General features: G+C 57.7%; 9 protein-coding genes. 2 read left to right on the top strand and 7 right to left on the bottom strand.

Annotation, left to right across the window (positions count from 1 at the left end):
- Positions 1-3: 3 nt before the first annotated feature.
- From IEN85_RS00330 to IEN85_RS00305, 6 genes are all read right to left on the bottom strand, one after another.
- The gene (locus IEN85_RS00330) at positions 4-3,231 is read right to left on the bottom strand and encodes a discoidin domain-containing protein (RefSeq protein WP_191615069.1); all 3,228 of its coding nucleotides are present in this window, start codon (positions 3,229-3,231) and stop codon (positions 4-6) included.
- A 71-nt stretch (positions 3,232-3,302) separates the two neighbouring features.
- Positions 3,303-4,706: a sugar porter family MFS transporter gene (locus IEN85_RS00325; RefSeq protein ID WP_191615068.1), complete on the bottom strand. Its 1,404-nt coding sequence runs from the start codon at positions 4,704-4,706 to the stop codon at positions 3,303-3,305.
- Between the two features lie 7 nt (positions 4,707-4,713).
- A complete protein-coding gene (locus IEN85_RS00320; protein WP_191615067.1) occupies positions 4,714-8,004 on the bottom strand; it encodes a DUF5107 domain-containing protein in 3,291 nt (1,096 codons plus the stop codon).
- A 143-nt stretch (positions 8,005-8,147) separates the two neighbouring features.
- Entirely contained in the window at positions 8,148-9,716 is a 1,569-nt protein-coding gene (locus tag IEN85_RS00315) for a sulfatase (RefSeq protein WP_191615066.1), read from the bottom strand.
- Positions 9,717-9,754: 38 nt separating this feature from the next.
- Positions 9,755-12,217 carry a glycoside hydrolase gene (locus IEN85_RS00310; RefSeq protein WP_191615065.1) on the bottom strand — a complete coding sequence of 821 codons (2,463 nt, stop codon included), beginning with the start codon at positions 12,215-12,217 and terminating at the stop codon, positions 9,755-9,757.
- Positions 12,218-12,439: 222 nt separating this feature from the next.
- On the bottom strand, positions 12,440-15,409 hold the full coding sequence (locus IEN85_RS00305) for a TonB-dependent siderophore receptor (RefSeq protein WP_191615064.1): 2,970 nt from the start codon (positions 15,407-15,409) through the stop codon (positions 12,440-12,442).
- 485 nt (positions 15,410-15,894) lie between these two features.
- Between IEN85_RS00305 and IEN85_RS00300 the strand changes: the two genes are divergently transcribed.
- The gene (locus tag IEN85_RS00300) at positions 15,895-16,818 is read left to right on the top strand and encodes a helix-turn-helix domain-containing protein (RefSeq protein ID WP_191615063.1); all 924 of its coding nucleotides are present in this window, start codon (positions 15,895-15,897) and stop codon (positions 16,816-16,818) included.
- A 39-nt stretch (positions 16,819-16,857) separates the two neighbouring features.
- Complete coding sequence (locus tag IEN85_RS00295) at positions 16,858-18,588, top strand: sodium:solute symporter family transporter (RefSeq protein WP_191615062.1); 1,731 nt, start codon at positions 16,858-16,860, stop codon at positions 18,586-18,588.
- Here IEN85_RS00295 and IEN85_RS00290 read toward each other — a convergent pair.
- Entirely contained in the window at positions 18,585-20,615 is a 2,031-nt protein-coding gene (locus IEN85_RS00290; protein ID WP_191615061.1) for an FAD-dependent oxidoreductase, read from the bottom strand. The genes IEN85_RS00295 and IEN85_RS00290 overlap by 4 nt on opposite strands.
- Positions 20,616-20,671: the final 56 nt, after the last annotated feature.

Below are 20,671 nucleotides of genomic sequence, written 5' to 3'. Positions count from 1 at the left end.
CGATCAATTGTTGAAGCCGTCGATGAGGCCGAGGTCGTCTACGTTTGCATTTCCGTCGTCGAAGATGGGAGAGAGTTCGGCGATGGCGGCATGGGTGGTTGTTGAGACGTCCGAGAGTACGGTTAGACGTAGGAAAAGCGTGGATACGGATTCCTTGAACTTGATTTGCTGAACCTCTTTGCTGTTGGGAAGGGTGCCGCTTGAGGCCGTTTTCCAGTTCTTACCATCGAGGCTGGTTTCGATTTTGTAATCGGCGACGCGGGCTCTCTCGCTGTTTTGGCGAGGAAGGTACTTCAAGCCTGCGACCTTGAGTTGTTCCTTCATGGCAATTGTGATGACGTAGGGATGCTTGGTGTCCTTGTCGTTCCAATCGCTGTGCCAGAAGGTGTCGGCCTTGCCATCGAAGAGCTTGTTGAAGTCGTGGTTCGGATGGCTGGTACCTCGGCTGAGCTCGAAGGTGTAAGGCTTCACTTGGAAGAAACTAGCGAGTGTTTTAGCGTCGATTTCGAAGTCAGGCGCGAAGGCCTTGCCGCCGATGTAGTCCAAGAGGGATGCCTTGAGCTGGCGGGCGACGATGCGACGCTCGGGATCGGAATCGAGGTCGAGGGTACAGACGAAGAGCTTGCCGGGACCAACCTTGGCTTCCCACATGATGGCGGGGAGGCTGTTGCGATTGTACTTGTCGATGAATTGCATGACCGGCTCGAAATCAGGACCGAGGGAGTCGGCGGTGATGGAAGTCGAATCCGCGAGCAGCTCCCACCATTGCCAGTCGGTGTGGGTGTCGGTGGGGAAGGATTTAAAGGCCGGGTGGTCGCTATCGATGAGCGTTCCCAGCGAGCCGGCTTGATTCGGAAAGTGTAGTGGACTCCAGAATACAGGTATGAAACGACCGGCCAGTGGGTTGGTTAGTTCTTCCACGGAGGGGAGGAAGAGCACGTTCTCGCCGGCGGCAAGGGCGTCGAAGAGCGGCTTGCCGTAGCGGCGAATGACGGTGACGTTTTCGGGAGTCGTTTCGGCGTTGTTGGGGTAGACCCAGATGTTCCAGGCGTTTTTGTAGTCCGTGCCTTTGAGGGCGACTTCGACGCTGAGCTTGGTGGCTTCCTTGATAGACTTGAGCGGAGCCTCGATCTGACCGAGGTCGTGCCCGTTTCCGAGAGGGACGTTACGAGATGGGAGGTTTGCCTTGGCGACGGTTTTGCCGTCCTCGGTTTTGAGTGACCAGGAGATCTTCGCGTTCTTGAGGGTGGCGTCGGAGAAGTTGGCGATCTCAATGGAAGCAGTAAAAGTCTCGTCGTTGCTCCAAGCCATCTTCGGCATTTTGATGAGAGGTACGACGGGAGAGGTGAATTGGCGGAACTCTTCTGGAGTGACCAATCCCTTGGACTCCCAAAAGGCGTCGAGGACGCCTACGGTGGCGGTGCTTTGGCCGGGGAAGTCGTTGAGATTCAAAAGTTGGATACCGGAGAGGTCCTTGGTACGCAGGGCGCGTTCGATGTCTTCCTTGTAGAGGATGACGGCGAGCTTGCCGGAGTTGAGCGTGTAGTCGTCGGCCTTGTCGAGTCGGCCTTTCTTTTCGAGATCTTCTTTGATGGCTTCGAAGTTGAGGGCGCGAAGGTTGCCGTCGTATTTTGGGAGTTCGGAGAGATTTGGATACACGTTGTATTGTCCGACTTCGTGGGTGATGAGGGGGACGTCGATGCTGGACATGCCTTCCGCGTAATTGCTGTCGGTGGTAGGCCAAGTTGTATTGATAAAGCCCTGACCGCGTACCCAGCCGGTGTTGCTGCGTTGGGTGATGAAGATGTCGTCCTCCGGGCCTTCCTTCGCTCCGCGTTCGGAGAAAGAATAGGTGGTGCTGGTGTAGAGCAGGTGAGGCGCTTTTTCGCGTAGGCGGCGGATGAGGCCGTCTAGGTAGGAGTAGTCGCCCGTCAGCTCGTTGCCCATGCTGAAGAAGACGAATGACGGGTGGTGGGCGTACTCGCGCAAGATGCGGTAGCCTTCCTCTTCGAGCCAGGCGTCTACCACGGGATCCTGGCCGTTTTTAAAGGTCCAGTTCGGGAGTTCCGGTTGGAGGTAGACACCGAGTTTGTCGGCGGACTCGAAGGCGGCTGCCGGCGGGCACCAGGAGTGGAAGCGCACGTGGTTGAGTCCGTAGTCGCGTACGGTTTGGAAGATTTTGTCCCAGCTGGCCACGTCCGTGGGCGGGTAGCCGGTCTTGGGAAAGATAGCGCAGTCGAGAGTGCCGCGCATGAAGGAGACGTTTCCGTTTATGGTGACGTGGCGCTCGTCGGTAAGGATTTCGCGGATACCGGATACGATGCCTTCGCTGTCGGAGAGCTTTCCGGCGGAAAGTTGTGCCTCGAAGCTGTAGAGCTGCGGGTTGAATTCGGACCAACGGTTCAGCTTGTCGGCGGGGAGGGTGGCGGAGTGATGAGATGTTCCGGCGGGCGCGGTGAGAGAGAGTGAGGTGGAGGCGACGGTCTTGCTCTTTCCCTCGGGGGCCGCAGAGAGCTGGATGTTGGTTTTCTGCTCTTTGCCAGTGGTGTTGGAGAGTTCGAAAGTGACGTGTACCTTGCCATCGATGGGTTGTGGTTCGACGGAGAGTTTTGCGATGGAGAGAGGGGCTTGCTTGCGCAGTTCGATGCTGCCGAGGATGCCGTTCCAGATGGTTTGCGTCTGCTCGGTGTAGGCGTGGCCAAGGGTGCCGATGTCGACTTGCATACGATTGTCGATACGGACCATGAGGGTGTTTTTGCCGGGCTTTAGCTTGGTGCCGAGGTCGAAGCGGTGTGGGGCGATGAGCGAGTTTTGGGTGTCGATCTTTTCGCCGTTGAGCCAGACGTCACTGCGCCAGAGCACGCGTTCGAGCAAAAGCTCCACGGGAGCGTTGGCCCAAGACTCGTCCACTTCGATTTCGCGCGAGTACCAAGCGGCCCCGATGTAGCTGTTCCGTTGATGGAGGTACTCGAAGACTTGTTTGGTGAGGGCTGGTTCGAGGGCGAGGGGCGTGCCGAGTTCCGCTTCGCCGATGGTGCCGGGAAGGGTGATCGGACTCGACTTTAGGTCTTTCGGCCAGCGGGTGGGCTCCACTTGGTCGTCGGTGTCGAGGCGAACTTCCCAGGTTCCGGAAAGGTCGATCGTATCTTTGGCGTGCGCCACGTAGTTAGCGATGATGGCAATGGAAATGGCGACGGTGCAGCGAAGGCAAAGTAAGAGCTTCGTTTTCATAAGCGTGTTGGGAAAGGGGGATTCAGGGAGTAGTGGATGCCTGCTGGGACAGCAGGCGCCACCTTTGGGGGCTAGGTGAGTTCGCGTTCGATGTCTTCGAGGGACTTGCCTTTGGTTTCCGGTACTTTCAAAGCGAATACGAAGAATCCGACGGCGCAGATAATTCCGTAGAGCCAGAAGGTGCCGGAGGCGCCGAGGGCTGCGTTGATGGGCGGGAAAGTTTGCACGAGCAGGAAGTTGGCGATCCAGAGACTGGATACGCATATAGCCATGGCGGCACCGCGGACGCGATTGGGAAAGATCTCGGAAAGGAGTACCCAAGTGATAGGGGCCAGAGTCATGGCGTAGCAAGCGATGGCGGCAAGCACGATGACGAGTACGAATACGCCTTGCACTTCGAAGAGGTAGAGGGCTCCCATGATGGCGTAGATTACGGCAAGGCCTCCGGCGCCGATGAGCATGAGCGGGCGGCGTCCTAGCTTATCGACTACGGAAATGGCGACGAAGGTGAAGACCAGGTTGACGCCACCGGTCCAAACGATGTTGGTCATTTGGTCACTTAGGTCGTAACCGGCGGAAGCGAAGACTTCGCTGGCGTAGTAGAAGATGGTGTTGATGCCGCACCACTGTTGGAACATGGCGATGAAGACGCCGAGGAGGACCACTCCGAAGAGCTTCTTTTGCAGCAGGTCGCTGAAGCGGAAGCCTTCGGTGTCTTTGGACAGGGTTTTGCCGATGTCGTCGACTTCGAAGTCCGAGTATGCCTTGCCACCAATTTTTTCCAGAATGGAGGCCGCTTCGGCGCCTCGCTTTTGCTTGATCAACCAGCGAGGCGATTCCGGTATGAAGAAGGCCAATACAAGGAAGGCGGCAGCGGGCAGTGCTTCGGCAGCGAACATCCAACGCCACCCCTGTTGCCCGTTCCAAGAGTCGAGAATGAGCTCCGCGGTGGCGTCGGTATCGATGGGAGCGTAGTTGTAGATACCCAGGTTAACCAGCTGGGCAGCCAGTACGCCGATGACGATGGTGAGTTGGTTAATGGATACGAATTTGCCGCGCATGCTGGAGGGCGAGACTTCTGCGATATACATCGGCGACACGTTGGAAGCGAGGCCGATGCCGATACCGCCAAGGATGCGGGCGATGACGAATCCAGTTAGAGAGCCGGCCAAGGCGGTCCAGATTGCCGATGCGGTGAACATGACGGCGGCCAGGATTAGGATACGTTTACGGCCGATTCGGTCGGTGATCGCACCTGAGAGTATGGCGCCTGCCAAGCAGCCTAGCAGGGCGGAACCTGCGGCCCAACCCGCCATCCAAGCGTTGGCCTCGCCAGTGAGCCCGAAGTAAGGTTCGTAGAAGGCGCGGGCCCCGCCGATGACGACCCAGTCGTAGCCGAAGAGCAGTCCGCCCATGGCGGCTACGAGCGAGATGCAGAAGATGTATTTACCGTTGAAGGAGTGGTTTGTTTGCACGGGGTTTTTAAGGGGTGACAGTTGATGCGTTGGGTAGGAACTGCTGCAGGATCGCTCCACGGTGGAAGGGGGCGGCTTCGAGGAGTTTTTCGAAAGCGGCCGCCGCTTTTTCCGTTTCGCCCAGACCGGTGTAACCGAGAGCGGAGATGAAGAGGCAGTGGATGCGGTTTTGCTCGTTCAAGTCTTCATCGAACACGAGGAAGTCGGGAAGGGAAACGGCAAAGTAGTCCATCTTAACGTCGTCGTCGATATGCTCCTCGGCGTAGCTGACCAAGCGCTCGAAGATGGTTTGCGCTTTTTCGTGTTGCCCGAGCTTTTCGTTGGCGAGCCCTTGGAAGTAGATGCTTTCCGGCGGCTGGTCGTTGTAGTACATGGCGGAGGTTGGCTCCGATAGGCCGGTCGAGGCGGTCTTGAAGCAGGTTTGCGCCTTTTCCGTTTCGCCTAGGCCTTCGTAGGCGCAGCCCATGAAGTAGAGGACGTCGTTTTCCTGAGCCCCGTGCAGCTTGCCTTCGCCCAAGTTGTCTGGATAGCTTCGCGTCTTTTCCAAGTGGGCGAGCGCGTCGGCGAACTTGCCTTCTTGCAAGGCTTGCTTGGCGAGGCCGATCAAGCTGGCGGTGAACTGGTAGGCGACCTTGCCTTCTCCGCCTTCCCACGGATGGAAGTTTCGAGACTCGAGGATTTCCAGGGCGTCGCTGTAGCGGCCTTGTATGTTGTAGAGCGATACAAGTTCAACGGTTTGGTCGTCGCGCTCGAGCACGAGCTCGCGTTTCGCTTCCATGGCGGCGAGGCGTTCCTCGAGGGAGAAGCCCGTTTTCTTGCGGAGCTGGTCGAGCTCGAAGAAAATGCGAGCATCGTCGGAGGCCAGGTTGAACGCGGTCTCCAATCCTTGCAGGGCAGCTTCGGAATGTTGGCGTTTGTTCATGTAGGCGAGCCCAAGGTTGCGCCATGGGATAGCAAAATTCGGGTCGAGTTCGACGGAGCGTTCCCAGCTGGAGATAGCGTCGTCGTACTGGCGGCGTGAATACCAGAAATTTCCGAGGTAGTAGGGGGCTTTAGCGTCCTCCGCGTCGCATTCGATGGCGGCACTGAGGGCTGCCACAGATTCAAAGCGATTCGGGAAACAGTAGTCGGGCGAGGCAATAGAGGCTTTTTCGAAGGCTTCGCTCGCTGCCTTTTGCTTGCCGCGCTTGAGCTCGATCCAACCGGCGTAGTAGTTGACCATCGGGTAGTCCTGCGGCGCTTCTGAGAGCAAGGTAACGGCTTCCTCGAAGAAGCCGGCTTCCGCGTAGTCGAGGGCGATTTCAATGTAGTTGTGTACGTATCCACGAATCAGCGACGTGAATTCGCTTTCGCCGGTGAGCAGAAGCTTTTCGCGCAGGGCACCGAACTCGATGGCGTCGTGGGAAAGGGCCACTTCGATTTCGGCTTTAGCTTCCTGCTCGCGATCCAGCTGACGCAAGACCGCGATTTTTAGGTGACGGGCCTTGTGGTGGTGGATGTTGCGGCTGAGGGAGCGGTCAACTTGCTCGAGGGCTTGTTCGAAGTCGCCGTCGAGACAGGACAAACGGGCTAGCTCGAAGTATCCGGCGCACTGCCAGGCATCGTTCCAAACCGCCTTGTGCAAGGCGTCGAAGGCAGCTTGCAGCTTGCCTTGGCGCTTCAGGGCGAGGCCGAGGTTGTAGTAGGCTTCGCCGTCGTAAGGGTTCGGGTTGCGCAAGGTTTGGCGCTCCACGGCTTTGCGGAAATAGGGTTCTGCGGCTTCCGGCTTTCCGGAGCGCAGGAGCAGGAGTCCCATAGCGTTGTTGCAGCGGCTGTCGCCTGGATCGCGACGAAGGGCTTCCTCGTAGTAGGGCTCGGGACGGTAGGTGGCGTGACGGTATTGCTCGAGGTGCAGGCCGTTGAGGAAAAGCTCCTCGTTGGATTCGATGTCCTGCGGCGCCTTGGCGGGCGTGGCGGGAGCGGGCACGTCCGGCTTTTCGTCGGACAGCGGAGTGAAGCTGAGCTTCCGCTTGGCTGAGCGAACGGTGAGGGTGAAATCTTGGTCGGCGAGCGCTTCGTTGACGGCAAGGGTTTCGACGAACGGGGAGGTAGGATCAAGTTCCAGTTCCTTCTGCCAAATCTGGTCGCCCTTAGCGGTGAGCGTGACGGTGACCTTGTCCTTAGAAGTTAGATACACGCCGATTCTGGCGGAGTTGCCGTTACGGTCGAGGCTGAGCGCGCCGCTCTTGTCGGCGTTGCTGGCCGGTCCGATGCCCTTGTAGGGCATGAAGATCTGGGTGAAGCGCTTTTCTTCGCCCGGCATGAGCCAAGTGAAATCAGGCTGGTTGTCGGTGTAGGCGCCGCACATGAGCTCGATGTAGGGGCCGTTTTCGTCTGTGAGCTGGCGATCCCACACGCGACCGAAGTCGCCGTTGCCCCAGGTCCATTGCTTCTTGCCCGGAACGACGTGGTGGTTGGCGACGTGCAGCATGCCCGCTTGCGGACCATGGTCGTAGCAGCCCACGAAGTCGAAGTCCGAGTGGTAGGCCATGTAGGAGGTCGGCACTGGGATGTTCTTGTAGCGGGAAATGTCGGTGCCGGGAGAGTAGTCCATCTTGTAGTACTCGCCGGTAGCGATCGGGAAATCGGATACGGCTCGTTTGCCGTGGTCCATGACCGCGTGGACGTCGGGCGGGAATACGGATTGGTAGTCGTCGTTGACGGCGACGGCTGGGTTGGCCCACCAGAGGAAAGTCTGCGGTTCGCTGGTGCGGTTGTAGAGGCGGACGTCCAGTTCGAGGTAGGACTTTCCTGGATACAGGCGGAAGCCGACGAGGGCCTTTGTGCGGAACATACGTTCGATTTCGCCTATCCAGACCGTTGCGGATCCGTCGTCGTGCTTTTCGAGGCGATGGTCGGTCGGGTCGAAGGTGCTGGGGCGGTGGTGTTGCGGCCAGTTGAACTCGATGCCGCCGGAGATCCAGGGACCGGTGAGTCCGACGAGAGCGGGCTTGATGACGTCGTTTTGGTAGACGAAGTGATAGTCGTTGGTCTTGTCGTAAGCAGAGTGGACGCGGCCACCCAATTCAGGAAGCAGCATGACCTTGATGTATTCGTTCTCTAGGTACACGGCTTGGTAGTCCTTGTCCTGCTTCTCGTCGAAAATCTTCTCGATGACCGGATGCGGGTAGACGGCGCCGGAGCTGCCTTGGTAGACGCGCTTCTCGAGAAACATCGGATTGCGGTTGGGCTTTCCGATTCCGTAAGTCGGGAGGGATACGGTTTCCTCCCAGATTTCGACTGATTTGAAAGTGCTCATGCGATTAGTTGTAAAATTAGGTTGGGTCGCCTGAGGGGCTGTAAGTGGGCGATAGGACAATATTAGCCTAAATGATGCTGGTGTTGAATGGCCTAAGGTGCGTTTTTGGATGGATTATATTGCCCTTTCGGGTTTTCTCCGCTCTAGGGTTGGCTTCCCCACCAACTGGGGTTGGGCTTCCAGTTCTCGTCTAGAATTTGGGCAGCGGCCTTCTCTTGCCGTTCTTTAGCGGGGCCAGGGATACGCTTTTGAGCCTGCTGGAAACGTTCTTCGTCGAAGTTTTTGTTGGGGAAAGGCATCTTGGCTTTCATCTCGTCCAGCCATGCGAGCAGCTTTCGCTCCAGCTGCTGGGCGTGTTCTGGATACATGGCGGAGAGGTCGGAGCGTTCGCCTGGATCCTCGTCGAGGCGGTAGAGCTGCGAGTTGTCGGTTTCGTGGAAGAAGAGGAGTTTCCATTGTCCCTCGCGGATGATGGAAACCGGGTCGCCGCCTTGGTTGCCGTAGTGCGGGTAGTGCCAGTAGAGTGGGCGTGCGGGAGTTTTTTCGCCTTTCAAGGCAGGGGCCAAACTGATGCCGTCGCGGTGTTCCTCGGGGCGAGCCGGGAGGCCTGCCAAATCGAGAATGGTAGGATAGACGTCCATGCCGATGGCCGGCAGGTCGCTCACGGATCCGGCAGGTATGTTGCCGGGCCAGGAGATGAAATAGGGGACGCGTATGCCGCCCTCCCACTGGTAGCCTTTTCCGCCGCGCAGCGGCAGGGCGCTGGTGGCCCAGTGGTCTCCGGAGGCGACGCCGCCATTGTCGGATGTGAAGACAACGATGGTGTTTTCGGATAGACCATTTTTCTCGAGGGCTTCCATGACGATGCCGACGGCTTGGTCCATGGCTTCGATCATGCCGCCGTAGATTGGGTTGTCTTGTACGATGCGGATGGGATTGCGGGCTTCGACTCCCATGCGGTGGGTCGGCTGGGGCTGCTTTTCGGCCTTGTCGCGGTACTTGCTCCAGAGCGCTTCCGTGGTTTGGGCGGGGCCGTGCACGGAGTAGAAGCAGAGGGTGGCAAAAAAGGGCTGGTCCGCGTTTTCCTCGATGAACTGAGCGGTTTCGCGGCCGAGGCGCAGCGGCAGGTATTCGCCGTCCGGGCCGTCTTCGAGACGCGGATTTTGGTAAGGCGAGAAGTAGCCGCCCGGAGGACCTCCGCGGTCAAAGCCGCCTTTGTTGATGTCGAAACCGTGGTGTTCCGGCCAATCGCTTTCGCGGTCGCCGAGATGCCATTTGCCTGCGAAGAAGGTGGCATAGCCCGCTTCCTTCATGGCCTCGGCGATGGTGGTGCGCTCGTGCGGGAGTTCGTGCTTGTAGGTAGGCGGGAGCATGGCGGTATTGCGTTTCCACTCATCTTCCTCCGGGGCGCCGATCCAGTCGGTGATGCCGAGCCGGACAGGTGACTGGCCGGTCATCAGGCTGGCCCGCGATGGGCTGCAGACTTGGCAGGAGGCGTAGCCGTTGGTGAAGCGCGCTCCCGAGTTGGCCAAGCGGTCGAGATTCGGGGACTCGTAAAAAGTGCTGCCCTGAACGGACAGGTCCTTCCAGCCAAGGTCGTCGGCGACGATGAGAACAACGTTTGGACGCTTTTGCTCTGCATGCGTAGCGGAATTTAGAATACTGGTGGCGAGGATTGCGGCCAAGGTGATGAGTGATCTTCTTTTAGACATGAGAAAAGACGATTGTTGGTTTGGGCTTCGGCGTTGCACTATTCGACGGGCGATACGCTGAGGCGGTAAAATTTTTGTTGGTCGGGATTTAGTTCGAGGGTGACGATATCGGAGTTCTCGCCAGTTATTTGCTCCACGATTGAGAGGCTGTCGCTTTCGATGCTCCACGTTTGTTCTCCGCGATAGAGGCGATGGCCGCTCGCCGACCAGTTCTCCAGATCGCTGGAAGTGAAAATCTCGAGTATCAAGTCCGAGGCTTCCGGATTGAGTTGGAGGGACCAGGTGGGATTTCGTTGGACGCTGTAGACCCGAGAAGCGTTGTCGGGTAAAAGCGGGTGGGTGCCGGTGGCGTATTCAAAAAGGTTGGACGCTTGGTCGCGATCGGGGTCGGCGTCGTAGCTTTGATTTTCTGCAGCTTGGTCGCCGAGATAAGTTTCCACCCACTGAGCCCAAGGGCTGGCGTCGTAGACGAAGGTAGAGATGGAGCGAGGCGGCAGGGCGATCTGTTCTGTGGCTGAAACTTGGCCTAGGAAACGGAGGTCGCGTTCGCGGTCGGTAAGGTAGACTTTTGCCTTTGCGAAAGCCGTATCCGAAAGGTCTATACGTGTGGGCTTTTCCTGGTAGGACATGTTCATCATGACGACAACGAGCTTTCGCTCGTCGGGGGAGAGGAAAGCGGATCCGAATAGACCGGATGGGTCGTCCGCATTTCCCAGCTCGATGCGCCGGTAGCCAGGACGCACGAAGCGGCTGAAGTTTCCGAGGGTCCAGAGCGACTTGTGAGCGGCATAAGTGCCCGGAATTCGTAGGTCCAGTTCCCCTTCCGGCGGTTCGATGCGAATCAGGGCGAAGCGGTTTTTGTGTCCGTAGCGCTCCGGGCCCACGGTGGACCAGAACGCCCAGGATACGGCGTTGGCAGCGACGAGGTCGGCTTGCAGGACCTTGGCGTGAAATAGGGCGATATCGGTGTAGCTGTCGGGGGTGTCTTCCGTGATCTTGTCGATTCCCAGCAGGCTGTACTCGGTTTGGCGGAAGGAAAGACCAAGGGCTTCGGTTTGCTCGCGAATCGCTTCCCGCAGTTCGATGAGTTGTTGGTTGTTGTTGTAGGTCCAATAGGAGTGGGCAGCGAATTGGGGCGCGACCTTCGAAAGGTTGCCCACGTAGCTGGGACTATCTGGGGAGAAGAGGGCGGGGAGGTTGCCCGGGTTTCCGTGGCTGCCGGTGAGGGCATAGTCGTACTGGGGAGCCTCATCCAGTATGATCTGGGTGGATACGCCGTCGCGATTGAAAGCAAGGTCGAGCTCCTGGGTGACGCGAGCCGCGTTCTCCTGCGACCAGTAGGATCCTTCCTGGGTATTGCCGTTCCAGTTGTAGTTGGGTTCGTTGAGGGGACTGAGGTAGTCGAAGGGAAGCCCTTCGTCCTGGTAGTGTTTCATGACGGTGGAGAGGAAATTGGCGAATTCGTCGTAGGCGTCCTCTTTCAGGTTGGTGACACGGGTCTGACCTTCGCTGAGGTGGCCGAGACCGTTTTTCGTCATCTGCACGGGAGGGCTGACGGAAAAGGCGGTTTTCTTCTCGACGCCATAGTCCCAGGCTTTGCGGAGGAACCATTGCACGCCTGCTTGCTTAGACCAATCGTAGGTGCCGTCGTCGTTGAGGTAGCCTTCGGTGCGGCGGTTGGGATCGACGATTTGGGACGCTTCGCCCTGCTCGAAAGTGCCAGCTCCGATGTAGAAACGGATGAGGGAAAATCCAACACCGAGCGGGTTTCCATTTTCATCCATATCTTTTGAATACAGAAGTTTTGCGATTTCTTCTCGGGTGGATTCGGGCCAGTGCTTTCCCAACCATTCCATATTCCAGCCGGTGGAAGACCCGATGCTCTCGATGGTTTGGTAGCGTTGCTCTGGTTGAACGCTGATGGTCTGAGCGGAGGTTTCGACCGTGGTGGCAAAGTTTCCGGCGAGGTAGGAGCGATGGTAGTGGCTGGAGCCAAGGAGATTGGGCGGTTGGGAAATTTCGGAACCTAGCGGGCCCCAAGCGGGAATCGCATCGCCCGAAACGTAGGGAGCAAAAACTGTGGCGAGGGCGTTGGGATCGCTATTTAAAAAAGGGTCGCCTCCGGCGAACACCTCGGCGGCAATGAGGTAGGTTTTGCCGGCCTCAATAGAGACCGGCGTATCCAATTTTACCCAACGGCAGGCATAGGAATAGAGTGTCTCATTGCCCGCAGGAATGGTTGCGGTGGCGGACGCTTGGCCGGTGGCAAGATCGAAGAGGGCGACTCGGTGGGAGCTGAGAAGTCCGTCGCCGTGCGCGTCATAGAAGCCGAGGTGGGTGATGGACGCGTCGGCTGCGGCAGTGAAGCGGGTGCCGACGACGTTGTTGGCGTTCGAGCGTTCGGGACCTCGGTGGTAGGCCATGAAAGGGGAAAGCGATGCGTGGCAGGCTAGGCTAAGAGCGGCGCTCGCGGCGGCGAGTAGCGCGAGTTTTTTCAGCATGTTTTTTTGGGGGGGTGCGGGCGGTGGTTTGGTGGGAGCCAATCTCATGCATAGCGGACCGGGTGGAACCGGTCCCTCCAGGGAATACCGTTTTTCGTTAATAGTTGGACTTGGAGAAACCCATAAGGAAGCCCGCGAGCGACGACTGCGATTGCTGCGGGCTTCTTGGGAAAGATATGTAGTGCCTCGCTCACTACGACGGGTGAGCGAGGCAGTTGAGGGCTACATTCTGAAGTTTACTGTGAAGATCACGCGTCGTGGTTCGAAGAAGCTGGCAGCGTCGATTATGGATGGATCGCTGTATGGGTTTCTCTCGTTGGCGTTGTTCGCGTTTTCGATAGGAATGGTCGCGTAGCGGATCGGAATGATGCCGTCTTGCTCGAACAAGTTGCTCACGTTGAGGCCGATGTCCCAAGCGACCTTGTCGAAGAGCTTCTGGGAGAATTTGTAGGAGAGGCGGAGGTCGACGTATTCGAGAGCTTCGCCCTTCAAGACGTTCCCGTCTTGGTCCACGCCGACGATGTTGGCGCTGTTGTAGCGGACGCCGCCGCCTACGGATAGGCCGTCCATGGGGCCGTCCTTGAAGTCGTAGGTTGCGAATAGGTTGGCCTTGTACTTGCGAAGGCCACGACCGATTTCCTCAGCGATGCGGTGACCTTGCACATCGTCGGACCATGCGAGGAAGAAGCTTTCCGCAGACTCGCCGACGGTTTGGTCTCCGACAGGATCGCGAATTTCGGTGTCGAGTCCTTCAGCTTGGGTGCTGGGAAGGGAAAGGAACCAGTTGCGGTAGTTTTCGATGAGGCGGTCCGCGTCGACGTAGGTGTTGAAGCGATCGCGATTGGTGATCGAAAAGTTGGCTTGCATGCGGAAGTTGGGCGTGAGGTTGCCGGTGACGCTCAACTCGTAGCCGTCCGACTTGTCGTCGAGGAGAGTGCCTTGCACGTTGTCGAGGGTGCGTAGGTCTTTTGTGGCTACATCGATGAGCCCCTTGGTTTCCATAGCGGAAAGCAGCTGGTTTACTTGTCCGGTAGTGATGCCGTATCCGTAGGACCAGTTCGCTTGGCCGATGTTCTCGGCTTCGAAGTAGGTGAGGCGACCGTTGATCTTACCGTCGAACAAGTCGAACATGACGCCGGTATCCCAGCCTTGACCTTCGGTGGGATCAGGCGTGACGGAGGGGATTTCGCCGTCGGGACTGAGGTCGCGTGGCAGAACGTTGATGAGATAGTCCGGATTGTTGGTGTTATCCGACTGGTTGTAGAATACGCTGAACTTTTCGTTTACGTGGTAGACGGCGCCAGCAGTGATGGTGGGAGCGCTGTTGCTCTTGTCGTTCGGGCTGGTGTAGTCGATCTCATAGTAGAACGGACGGATGACGTCGTAGGTCGAGTAGTCGATCTTGTCGTAGCGGTATCCAAATGTGGTTACAAGGTCGCCGCCGAGCCAGAAGCTTTGGGCTGCGATGAGGGCCGCGGTCTTGTCGAAGGTGTCGTCGTTTTGAGCGGAGTGGTGCTTACGCCAGTCGTAGGCGACGGCCGAACCGCTGGTAGGACCGTTGATGACGGAACTGCTCATGACGTCTTCCCAGCTCGGGATGTGGAAGTTCTCCCAGTCGCCAAGCTCGGGGAAGTACTGGCGGAAGCTTCCGCGGTAGATTCCGTTGGTCGGGTCGGTGGTGTTGCCTAGGATGTCCGGGCTGACGATGTAGAGGGCTTCGTTGGTGAACTTGACCTTTTCTTCGGCGATGGACGCCATGGCGACGAAGTTGTGGCGTGAGTTCTCTAGGTCGAGCTTGTAGGAAGCCGTTGCCCGCAGGGTGTTTTCCGAAATGTCTCTGGTGCGACGGTCCCAGCCCCCTTCGAGGTAGTATTGGCCCGCGTAGGGATTTTCGGCGCCGCCGAGGCTATTGGCGTTTGGATCGCGGCGGATTTCCGAGTTTCCGCTCCAGTGGCTAACCCATTCGGAGTCTTGGTGGCGGGCTGCCAGTTCGAGGAAAAAGTCGTCGCCGATCTTTTGCTCGTAGTAGGCGGAGAGAACCTCGAGGTCGAGGAAACGTTTACCACCTGTACCGGAGGTAACGACGGAGGTGGGGACCACGTCGGGATCTGCCACCGCGGACGCGGATTGCGCTTCGCGCCACCAGGTCGTGTAGTTGTTGTTGTAATAGTCGGCGGCTTCGTAGAACCAGTTGTCGGTCCTCATTTGAGACTTGGTGTCGACGACAGTGCCGTCGTTACCGACGTAGTTGAGGACGTGAGCGCCCCACCACTGGCTACGATTGATGCCAGGAGTCACGGCGTTCCAGTGGCCGCTTTGCAGCAAGGTGCCGTCCCATTGCGAGTAGTCGTCGCGCATCTGGTAGGGGCGACCTACGATGTCGTCTTGGGAGACGATCTCGTATTCAGCTCGCAACTTCGCGTTTTGATTGAAGTTGAAGGTTCCCGCGATGTGGGCGCGGCGATCCTCTTCACCGAGGTTGTAGCGCCAGTCGTCCGAATCCTCGACGAGGAAATTGGTTCTGATTGCGAATTTGTCATCGATGATGACCTGATTGATATCGGCGCTCGCCCGCTTGAAGTTCTCGGAGCCGAAGCGGAGTTGCAGGTGGGCGAAATCTCGATTCATGCCAGCCTGCTTTGTAGTGGAATTAATGATACCACCGGCTTCGCCGACTCCGAACAATAGCGAGTTGGGGCCGCGGGACTCGTCGAGACGTCCGATGTTGTAGACGTCGATCGGCATGCCGTAGTTGAAGAAATTCTGGGCGCGGGTCGAGCCGAGTCCACGCACGCGGAAATTCGCGGCAGGGCGGGAGTCGACGACGTTGTTGCCGCCGGGATTCTGGCTGTTGTCGCCGATGTCGAGCTCGGCGCTGGGAGAGTAGGCGAGGATGGACTTGAGGTCGGTGGCGCCGATGTCTTCGAGAAATTGCTCGGTGTAACCGGTAACGGTTGCGGCGACGTCCTTCATCTCGGAGTTCAGGCGGGTGCCGGCGAGGGTGTTGGACGCGCGGTAGCCGGAGTCTTCCGATCCGTCGACGGTGAAGGGGCTGAGTTCGAAGACCTCATCCTCCTCGCTTTCTTGGGCAAAGGAAAACAGCGGCAGGGAAAGGATTGCTAAGGGGCATAGAATCCCACGCAAGAGCGGGATACTCGTGCTGGAGGTATTCAGTTTGGTTTGAGTTTGCATAGGTTTCATGGGTTTTTGTGAGCCTGTTTAACTCGATGGGCGTGGGGTGGCAGGTGTTGACCGACGGGAGACCTTTCGCGTTGAGCGATATCCGGCAGCCTGAATCGAGGTTTATTGGGGGGCGGTCGGTGGCTAGCATAACTCTTGTTGCAGAAAAACTGAATGGACGATCAATTGGATTCTAATGGATTATTTTGCACAGAAAGAGAAGTTCAGAGAGACTATTACATGGAGTGATGTATAAATGAGTATTTGGATGTGTATTTGACTTTTATCACCTCAATATGAAATGTCGTTCTTGCTCAATTAGCGAGGGTCCTCCTGTTCAAGGCATGTTTTCGGGCTTTGATGGATTTGCTATCAGCTTATAATAAAGGGATTTTGGACCTGTTCTCAGGAGGGGGTCGCTCTCGAAGCGGAATTCAGATCGTTTTCTGGTGGACAAGGATTGGAATAAATTGTCCTAGTTGTACGCCATTCTAGTTATGGATAACTTAAACGAAGCGGAACCAGAGAGCCCTGCTTCCTCCGATGACGCGCTCACGCGCATGGAGGGGTTTCGCGGACAAAAGCTGATCCGTATTCCGGCGGATCTGGAGCGCAGTTTCGCTGAGGGGCAGATGTCGAGGCAGCTCTACTTGACGGACATCGGATTTTACCCGCCGGTGGACAAGCATCGCGTCGAGCGGGAGTCGCCGCTGGAGAGCCACGTGCTGATTTATTGCGTGGGAGGAGAGGGATGGTGTCGCTTGGGGAATCGGCGTCAGAGCTTGAAGCGTCACAGCTTCGTGGTCTTGCCCGCCGGCGAAGCCCATGCTTACGGAAATCGATTGGGCGAATCCTGGGAGATATACTGGGTGCATTTCAAGGGCGAGCAATCGAGTCTGATGGCGGAGCGCTTGTGCGATGGCCGTTTCGGAACGGGGATATTGCTCTCTCCCCGCCGGGAGTTGCTGCAACTGTTCCAGCAGACGATTTCCGACTTGGAGCAGGAGGCTTCGAGAGAGGCCTATTCTTTTGCCAATGCCCGGCTGTGGCACCTTCTTGGCGACATGGTTTATCGCCGCCGCTTTGACTTGGGAGGAGAGGGTCGAGCGATCGATCGTTCCTTGGAAATAATGAAAGCGCGAGTCGAAGAGTCGATTTCTCTAGCGGACCTGAGCAGAGAGGTTGGGCTTTCGAGCACCTACTTCTGCCGCTTGTTCAAAAAGCGCATGGACCAGGCGCCGATCGACTACTTCATTCGGCTGAAGATCCAACGTGCGTGCCAGTATTTGGATTTTAGTGACATGGCGGTACAAGAGGTGGCGATGGCTCTTGGTTACGAGGATCCGTATTACTTTTCGCGCGTGTTTAAGCGGATCATGGGAGTGTCACCCTTGCAGTACCGGAAGGGGAACCAGCACTAGAGCGTGTCTTTCTTGACGGACGTGCTAGGGTGGTGAGGCATGGGATCCGTCGACTATTGGATAGTAGGAGCTTATTTGGTGGGCCTTCTTGGCTGCGGTTTTGTGCTGGCTCGGAAGGCGAGCCAAAACTCAGAGGCGTATTTTCTGGGGGACCGGAATCTGCCATGGTGGGCGCTCGGCGCTTCTGGAATGTCGAGCAACTTGGATGCTGCGGGAACGATGACGATCGTAACCCTGCTGTACTTGTTCGGGGTGCACGGTTTCTTCATCGAGATGCGAGGTGGCGTGGTGCTACCGATAGCCGTGTTTATGGCATTCATGGGCAAGTGGCATCGCCGTAGTGGAGTCGTAACTACAGCGGAATGGATGGGCCTGCGTTTCGGAAGCGGGTTCGGTGGCAAATCGGCCCGAGCCTTGGCGGCCTTGACCTATCTGGTAATCACAGTGGGGATGATCGTCTTCTTTTTGGCGGCGGCAGGTAAGTTTCTGTCTACGCTGCTGCCGTTCGATGCGACGACCTGTTCGGTTGGCATGGCGACGATCGCCTTGGTCTACACCTTGCTAAGTGGGTTGTATGGGGTGGTTTGGACCGACGTACTGCAAGGCTTTTTGATAGCGGGAGCAGCGGTCTATGTCGCGGTGCGCGGCGCTCTGCTTCTCGATGCTAACTTGCTGGCTCAGTGGGAGGGGGCTCGCTACAATTCGCTCTTGCCCCGGTTGGCGGATAGCGGACTGGGCGAGTACGAGTTTTTTATCGCGTTCCTGTTGGCTTGGATTGGCAAGGGCTTGCTGGAAGGACTGGGCGGCAGCGGCGGGTCGGCTTACATGGCCCAACGTTTCTACGCGACTCGCTCCGATGCCGAGTGTCAGAAAGTTGGAATGCTCTGGATCGTGCTGTTCTCCTTTCGCTGGCCGATGGCTCTCGGTTTCGCGATTATCGGAATCTCTCTGGGGGTAGGGGCGGAAGATCCTGAGCGTTTGCTGCCACACGTTCTTTTGTCGGATGTATTCCCAGAGGGGATACGTGGATTGACGATAGCGGCTTTGCTTGCGGCATCGATGTCGACCTTCGATTCCACCATAAACGCGGGAGCCTCGTATGCGACGCGAGACTTGTTCGTTCCGCTTTTTCCAAGCGCTTCTGAACGTGCTCAGGTCTGGTTCGGCTATGCGGCATCCACGGCCGTAGTGTTGTTGGGCCTTGGTATCTCGTTGTTGGGAGTTGAGTCGGTAGTCGATGTTTGGGTGGTAATCGTGATCCAGCTTTTCCCGGCGTTCCTGGTTCCATTCGCCTTGCGTTGGTATTGGGGGCGTTTCACCGGCGAAGGCTTCAGCCTAGGCATTTTGGCCGGTTTCGGCACTTCGACTTGGATGGCCTTGACGGAGGCAGGGGCGTTGCTCAACGAAATTGAAACCTTGTTTGGAGTGATGGGAGTCTCCTTGCTGGGCTGTATTGCTGGCACCTATTTTTCGCAACCCCAGCAAGAGCAGAAATTGAAGTCGTTCTACTTTCAGACGCGGCCCAATGGACTGTGGCCGAGGGCGTGGAAAGTCAGCTACAAGAAGGAACTCAAAGAAAACTGGTTGAGACTTGGCGCGGCTCTGGTCTGGCAGCTTAGCACCTTTATGTTGCCGATGATGCTTGTATTGAAAAAATGGGGATCCGTTTTGCTGCTGGCCCTGGTTTGGGCGGTTTCCTTCTGGGCGCTCAGGCGATTGCAGGAGGCGGAGGGAGCTCTCCCTGCGCAAGGTCGGAAGGACGCTCCCTAGTGGATCGTTTCTAGTAGGTCGATAATCGCGATCATGCCGATAGGGCGGTTGTCCGAGTCGGTTGCGATGGCTTTGCTGGAATTGGAACGCGTCATCAAGGTGAGGGCATTGCGTAGCGAAGCGGTTTGTTCGATGCTCGGCAAGTTGACCTTTGGCAGGGTGGATACGGTCGCTTGCCGATCGAGCTTCGAAGTCAGCATGCGCATATAGATGGTCTCTTTGTGCACGGCTCCAGAGCAAGCGCCGTCCGGCTCGATGACAGGTAGGTAGTTGCGGGAAGATTCGGAAAAGATGTCCAAGGCGTCCTCGATTTTCGCTTGGGAGGAAACGCTGACGAGCTCGGCGTTCATGTAGGCGCTGACGGGTTGTTCGAGCTGTTCGGAGGGAAGTCGGTTCAGAAGGAGCTCGAGTTCCTCGGTCGTGAGGTAGGATCGGGCGCTCTGTTGCAGGGACTTTCCGAAGGCGGAGTCTGCGGAGACGATTTGTTGGAAGACGTCCTTGCGGATGGTGACCAGGGTAGTCGCTTCCGTGGCGACGGCTTGGAAGAGGTAGGGGCGATTTTCGAGCAGCGCCCGTTCCCCGAAGTGTTCGTGCTCGCCCACCTTTTTGATGAGGCGTCCCTTGTCTCGCAGCTCGATCGCTCCCTTCTTGACCAGGTAGAAGGAGAAGGAGGGATCGCCGGCGTGGAAGAGCGTATCGCCCGGTTCGAGATGCGTTTCCTTGATATCGGTAGTGAACCTAGGGTTGAGCAGGTTGATGTCGCGGGGGAAGAAAAGCTCCAAAGTCCAGTCGAAGAGCACGCGCAGCTTGCGTTCCACTCCGGGGAGTTTGCCGAGGTAGATGGTGCGCCACATCCACCAGGCGAAGGCTCCAGAGAAGCGGAGCCCTTTTATTTCGGCCACGGCGCTGTGGTGACCGATGGTGGCCAGTTCGCCGATCGCCTTGAAGGTGAAGGGGCGGGTTTCTTGCCCTTTGAGTCGGCGAGCGATATTGCGTCCCATGAGCTCGCCTTGACGGAGGGCGAATTGGGCGGTGGGAGGGCTGGGCGTACCATCGGTTTGGGGTACGCTGGAGCAGTCGCCGGCGGCCCACAGCCAAGGTATGCCTTCGATGGAGCAGTCCGGCAAGGTGGTGATACGTCCTCGATCTATGGATACGGGAGCAGGCGCCGTTTTCTCAAGGTTCAGGATGAGCGGATGCGGGGCGTTGCCGACGGTACAGATGATATTGTTGGTGTCGATGCCGCTGCCGTCGTCGAGATAGACGCGATTCGCGGTGACAGCCTTGGCTCTGCGATTGAGCACGATGTCGAGTCCGCGTCTCTTCAATTGTGCGGCGGTGTATTCGCCGAGATTGCGATGGAGGGTGGGCAGCAAATGGTCGCGGCTGTGTACGAGGGTGAAAGAGAAGTCGGCCCAATCGACGTGCTGGTAGTGCTTGTGGATGGCTTGAGCCAAGTCGATGAGCTGGCCGGCCGTCTCGACGCCAGAGTAGCCACCGCCCACGATGACGAAGGAGAGCAGGCGGCGTTTGGTGGGGCGGTGCGAGGTGAGGTTCGCCTCCTCGATCCGGGAGATGAAGTGGGCCCGGATACGCATGGCGTCGCCCACGTTTTGCAGCAGCAGGGCGTGCTCTTGCATTCCGGGAATGCGGCTGAGGTCGACCTTGGCCCCGAGGCAAAGGGCTAGGTTTTGGTAGGAGAAAGTAACGGGACCGGCGAAGTCGCCCGCGTGCATGGTTAGTTTCCTCTCGTCGAGCTGCAGCGAATCGACCTTGCCCTTGAACACGTGCACGCCCTTGCAGAGGCTGCGAATGGGGTTGACCACGTGCCTTGGGGAGAGGGCGGCGCCGGCTACCTCCGGCAGCATGGGCTGGAATACCATGTGGTTTTCTTCCGCGATTAGAGCGACGCTGGCCGACGAAGCGGATCGGCGTAGGGCGCGGGCCAGCTTTTGAGCGGCGTAAACTCCTGCGAAGCCGCCACCGAGGATGATGGCGTCGAATTCCTCTGGGTAAACGTTAGACATAGCGAGATGGAGGCATGTTGGCGTGCAAATGCCACTCTCAAGCAGAAGTCGGGCCG

Source organism: Pelagicoccus enzymogenes (genome assembly GCF_014803405.1).
GTDB classification, from domain to species: domain Bacteria; phylum Verrucomicrobiota; class Verrucomicrobiia; order Opitutales; family Opitutaceae; genus Pelagicoccus; species Pelagicoccus enzymogenes.
Note: the sequence above shows the minus strand (reverse complement) of the source record. Positions and strands in the feature narration are given on the sequence as shown.

Bases quoted from the DNA above. Each gene is read 5' to 3' on its own strand.
- IEN85_RS00330 (WP_191615069.1), bottom strand. From the start codon at position 3,231: ATGAAAACGAAGCTCTTACTTTGCCTTCGCTGCACCGTCGCCATTTCC.
- IEN85_RS00320 (WP_191615067.1), bottom strand. From the start codon at position 8,004: ATGAGCACTTTCAAATCAGTCGAAATCTGGGAGGAAACCGTATCCCTC.
- IEN85_RS00315 (WP_191615066.1), bottom strand. From the start codon at position 9,716: ATGTCTAAAAGAAGATCACTCATCACCTTGGCCGCAATCCTCGCCACC.
- IEN85_RS00295 (WP_191615062.1), top strand. From the start codon at position 16,858: ATGGGATCCGTCGACTATTGGATAGTAGGAGCTTATTTGGTGGGCCTT.
- IEN85_RS00290 (WP_191615061.1), bottom strand. From the start codon at position 20,615: ATGTCTAACGTTTACCCAGAGGAATTCGACGCCATCATCCTCGGTGGC.
- IEN85_RS00300 (WP_191615063.1), top strand. From the start codon at position 15,895: ATGGATAACTTAAACGAAGCGGAACCAGAGAGCCCTGCTTCCTCCGAT.
- IEN85_RS00310 (WP_191615065.1), bottom strand. From the start codon at position 12,217: ATGCTGAAAAAACTCGCGCTACTCGCCGCCGCGAGCGCCGCTCTTAGC.
- IEN85_RS00305 (WP_191615064.1), bottom strand. From the start codon at position 15,409: ATGCAAACTCAAACCAAACTGAATACCTCCAGCACGAGTATCCCGCTC.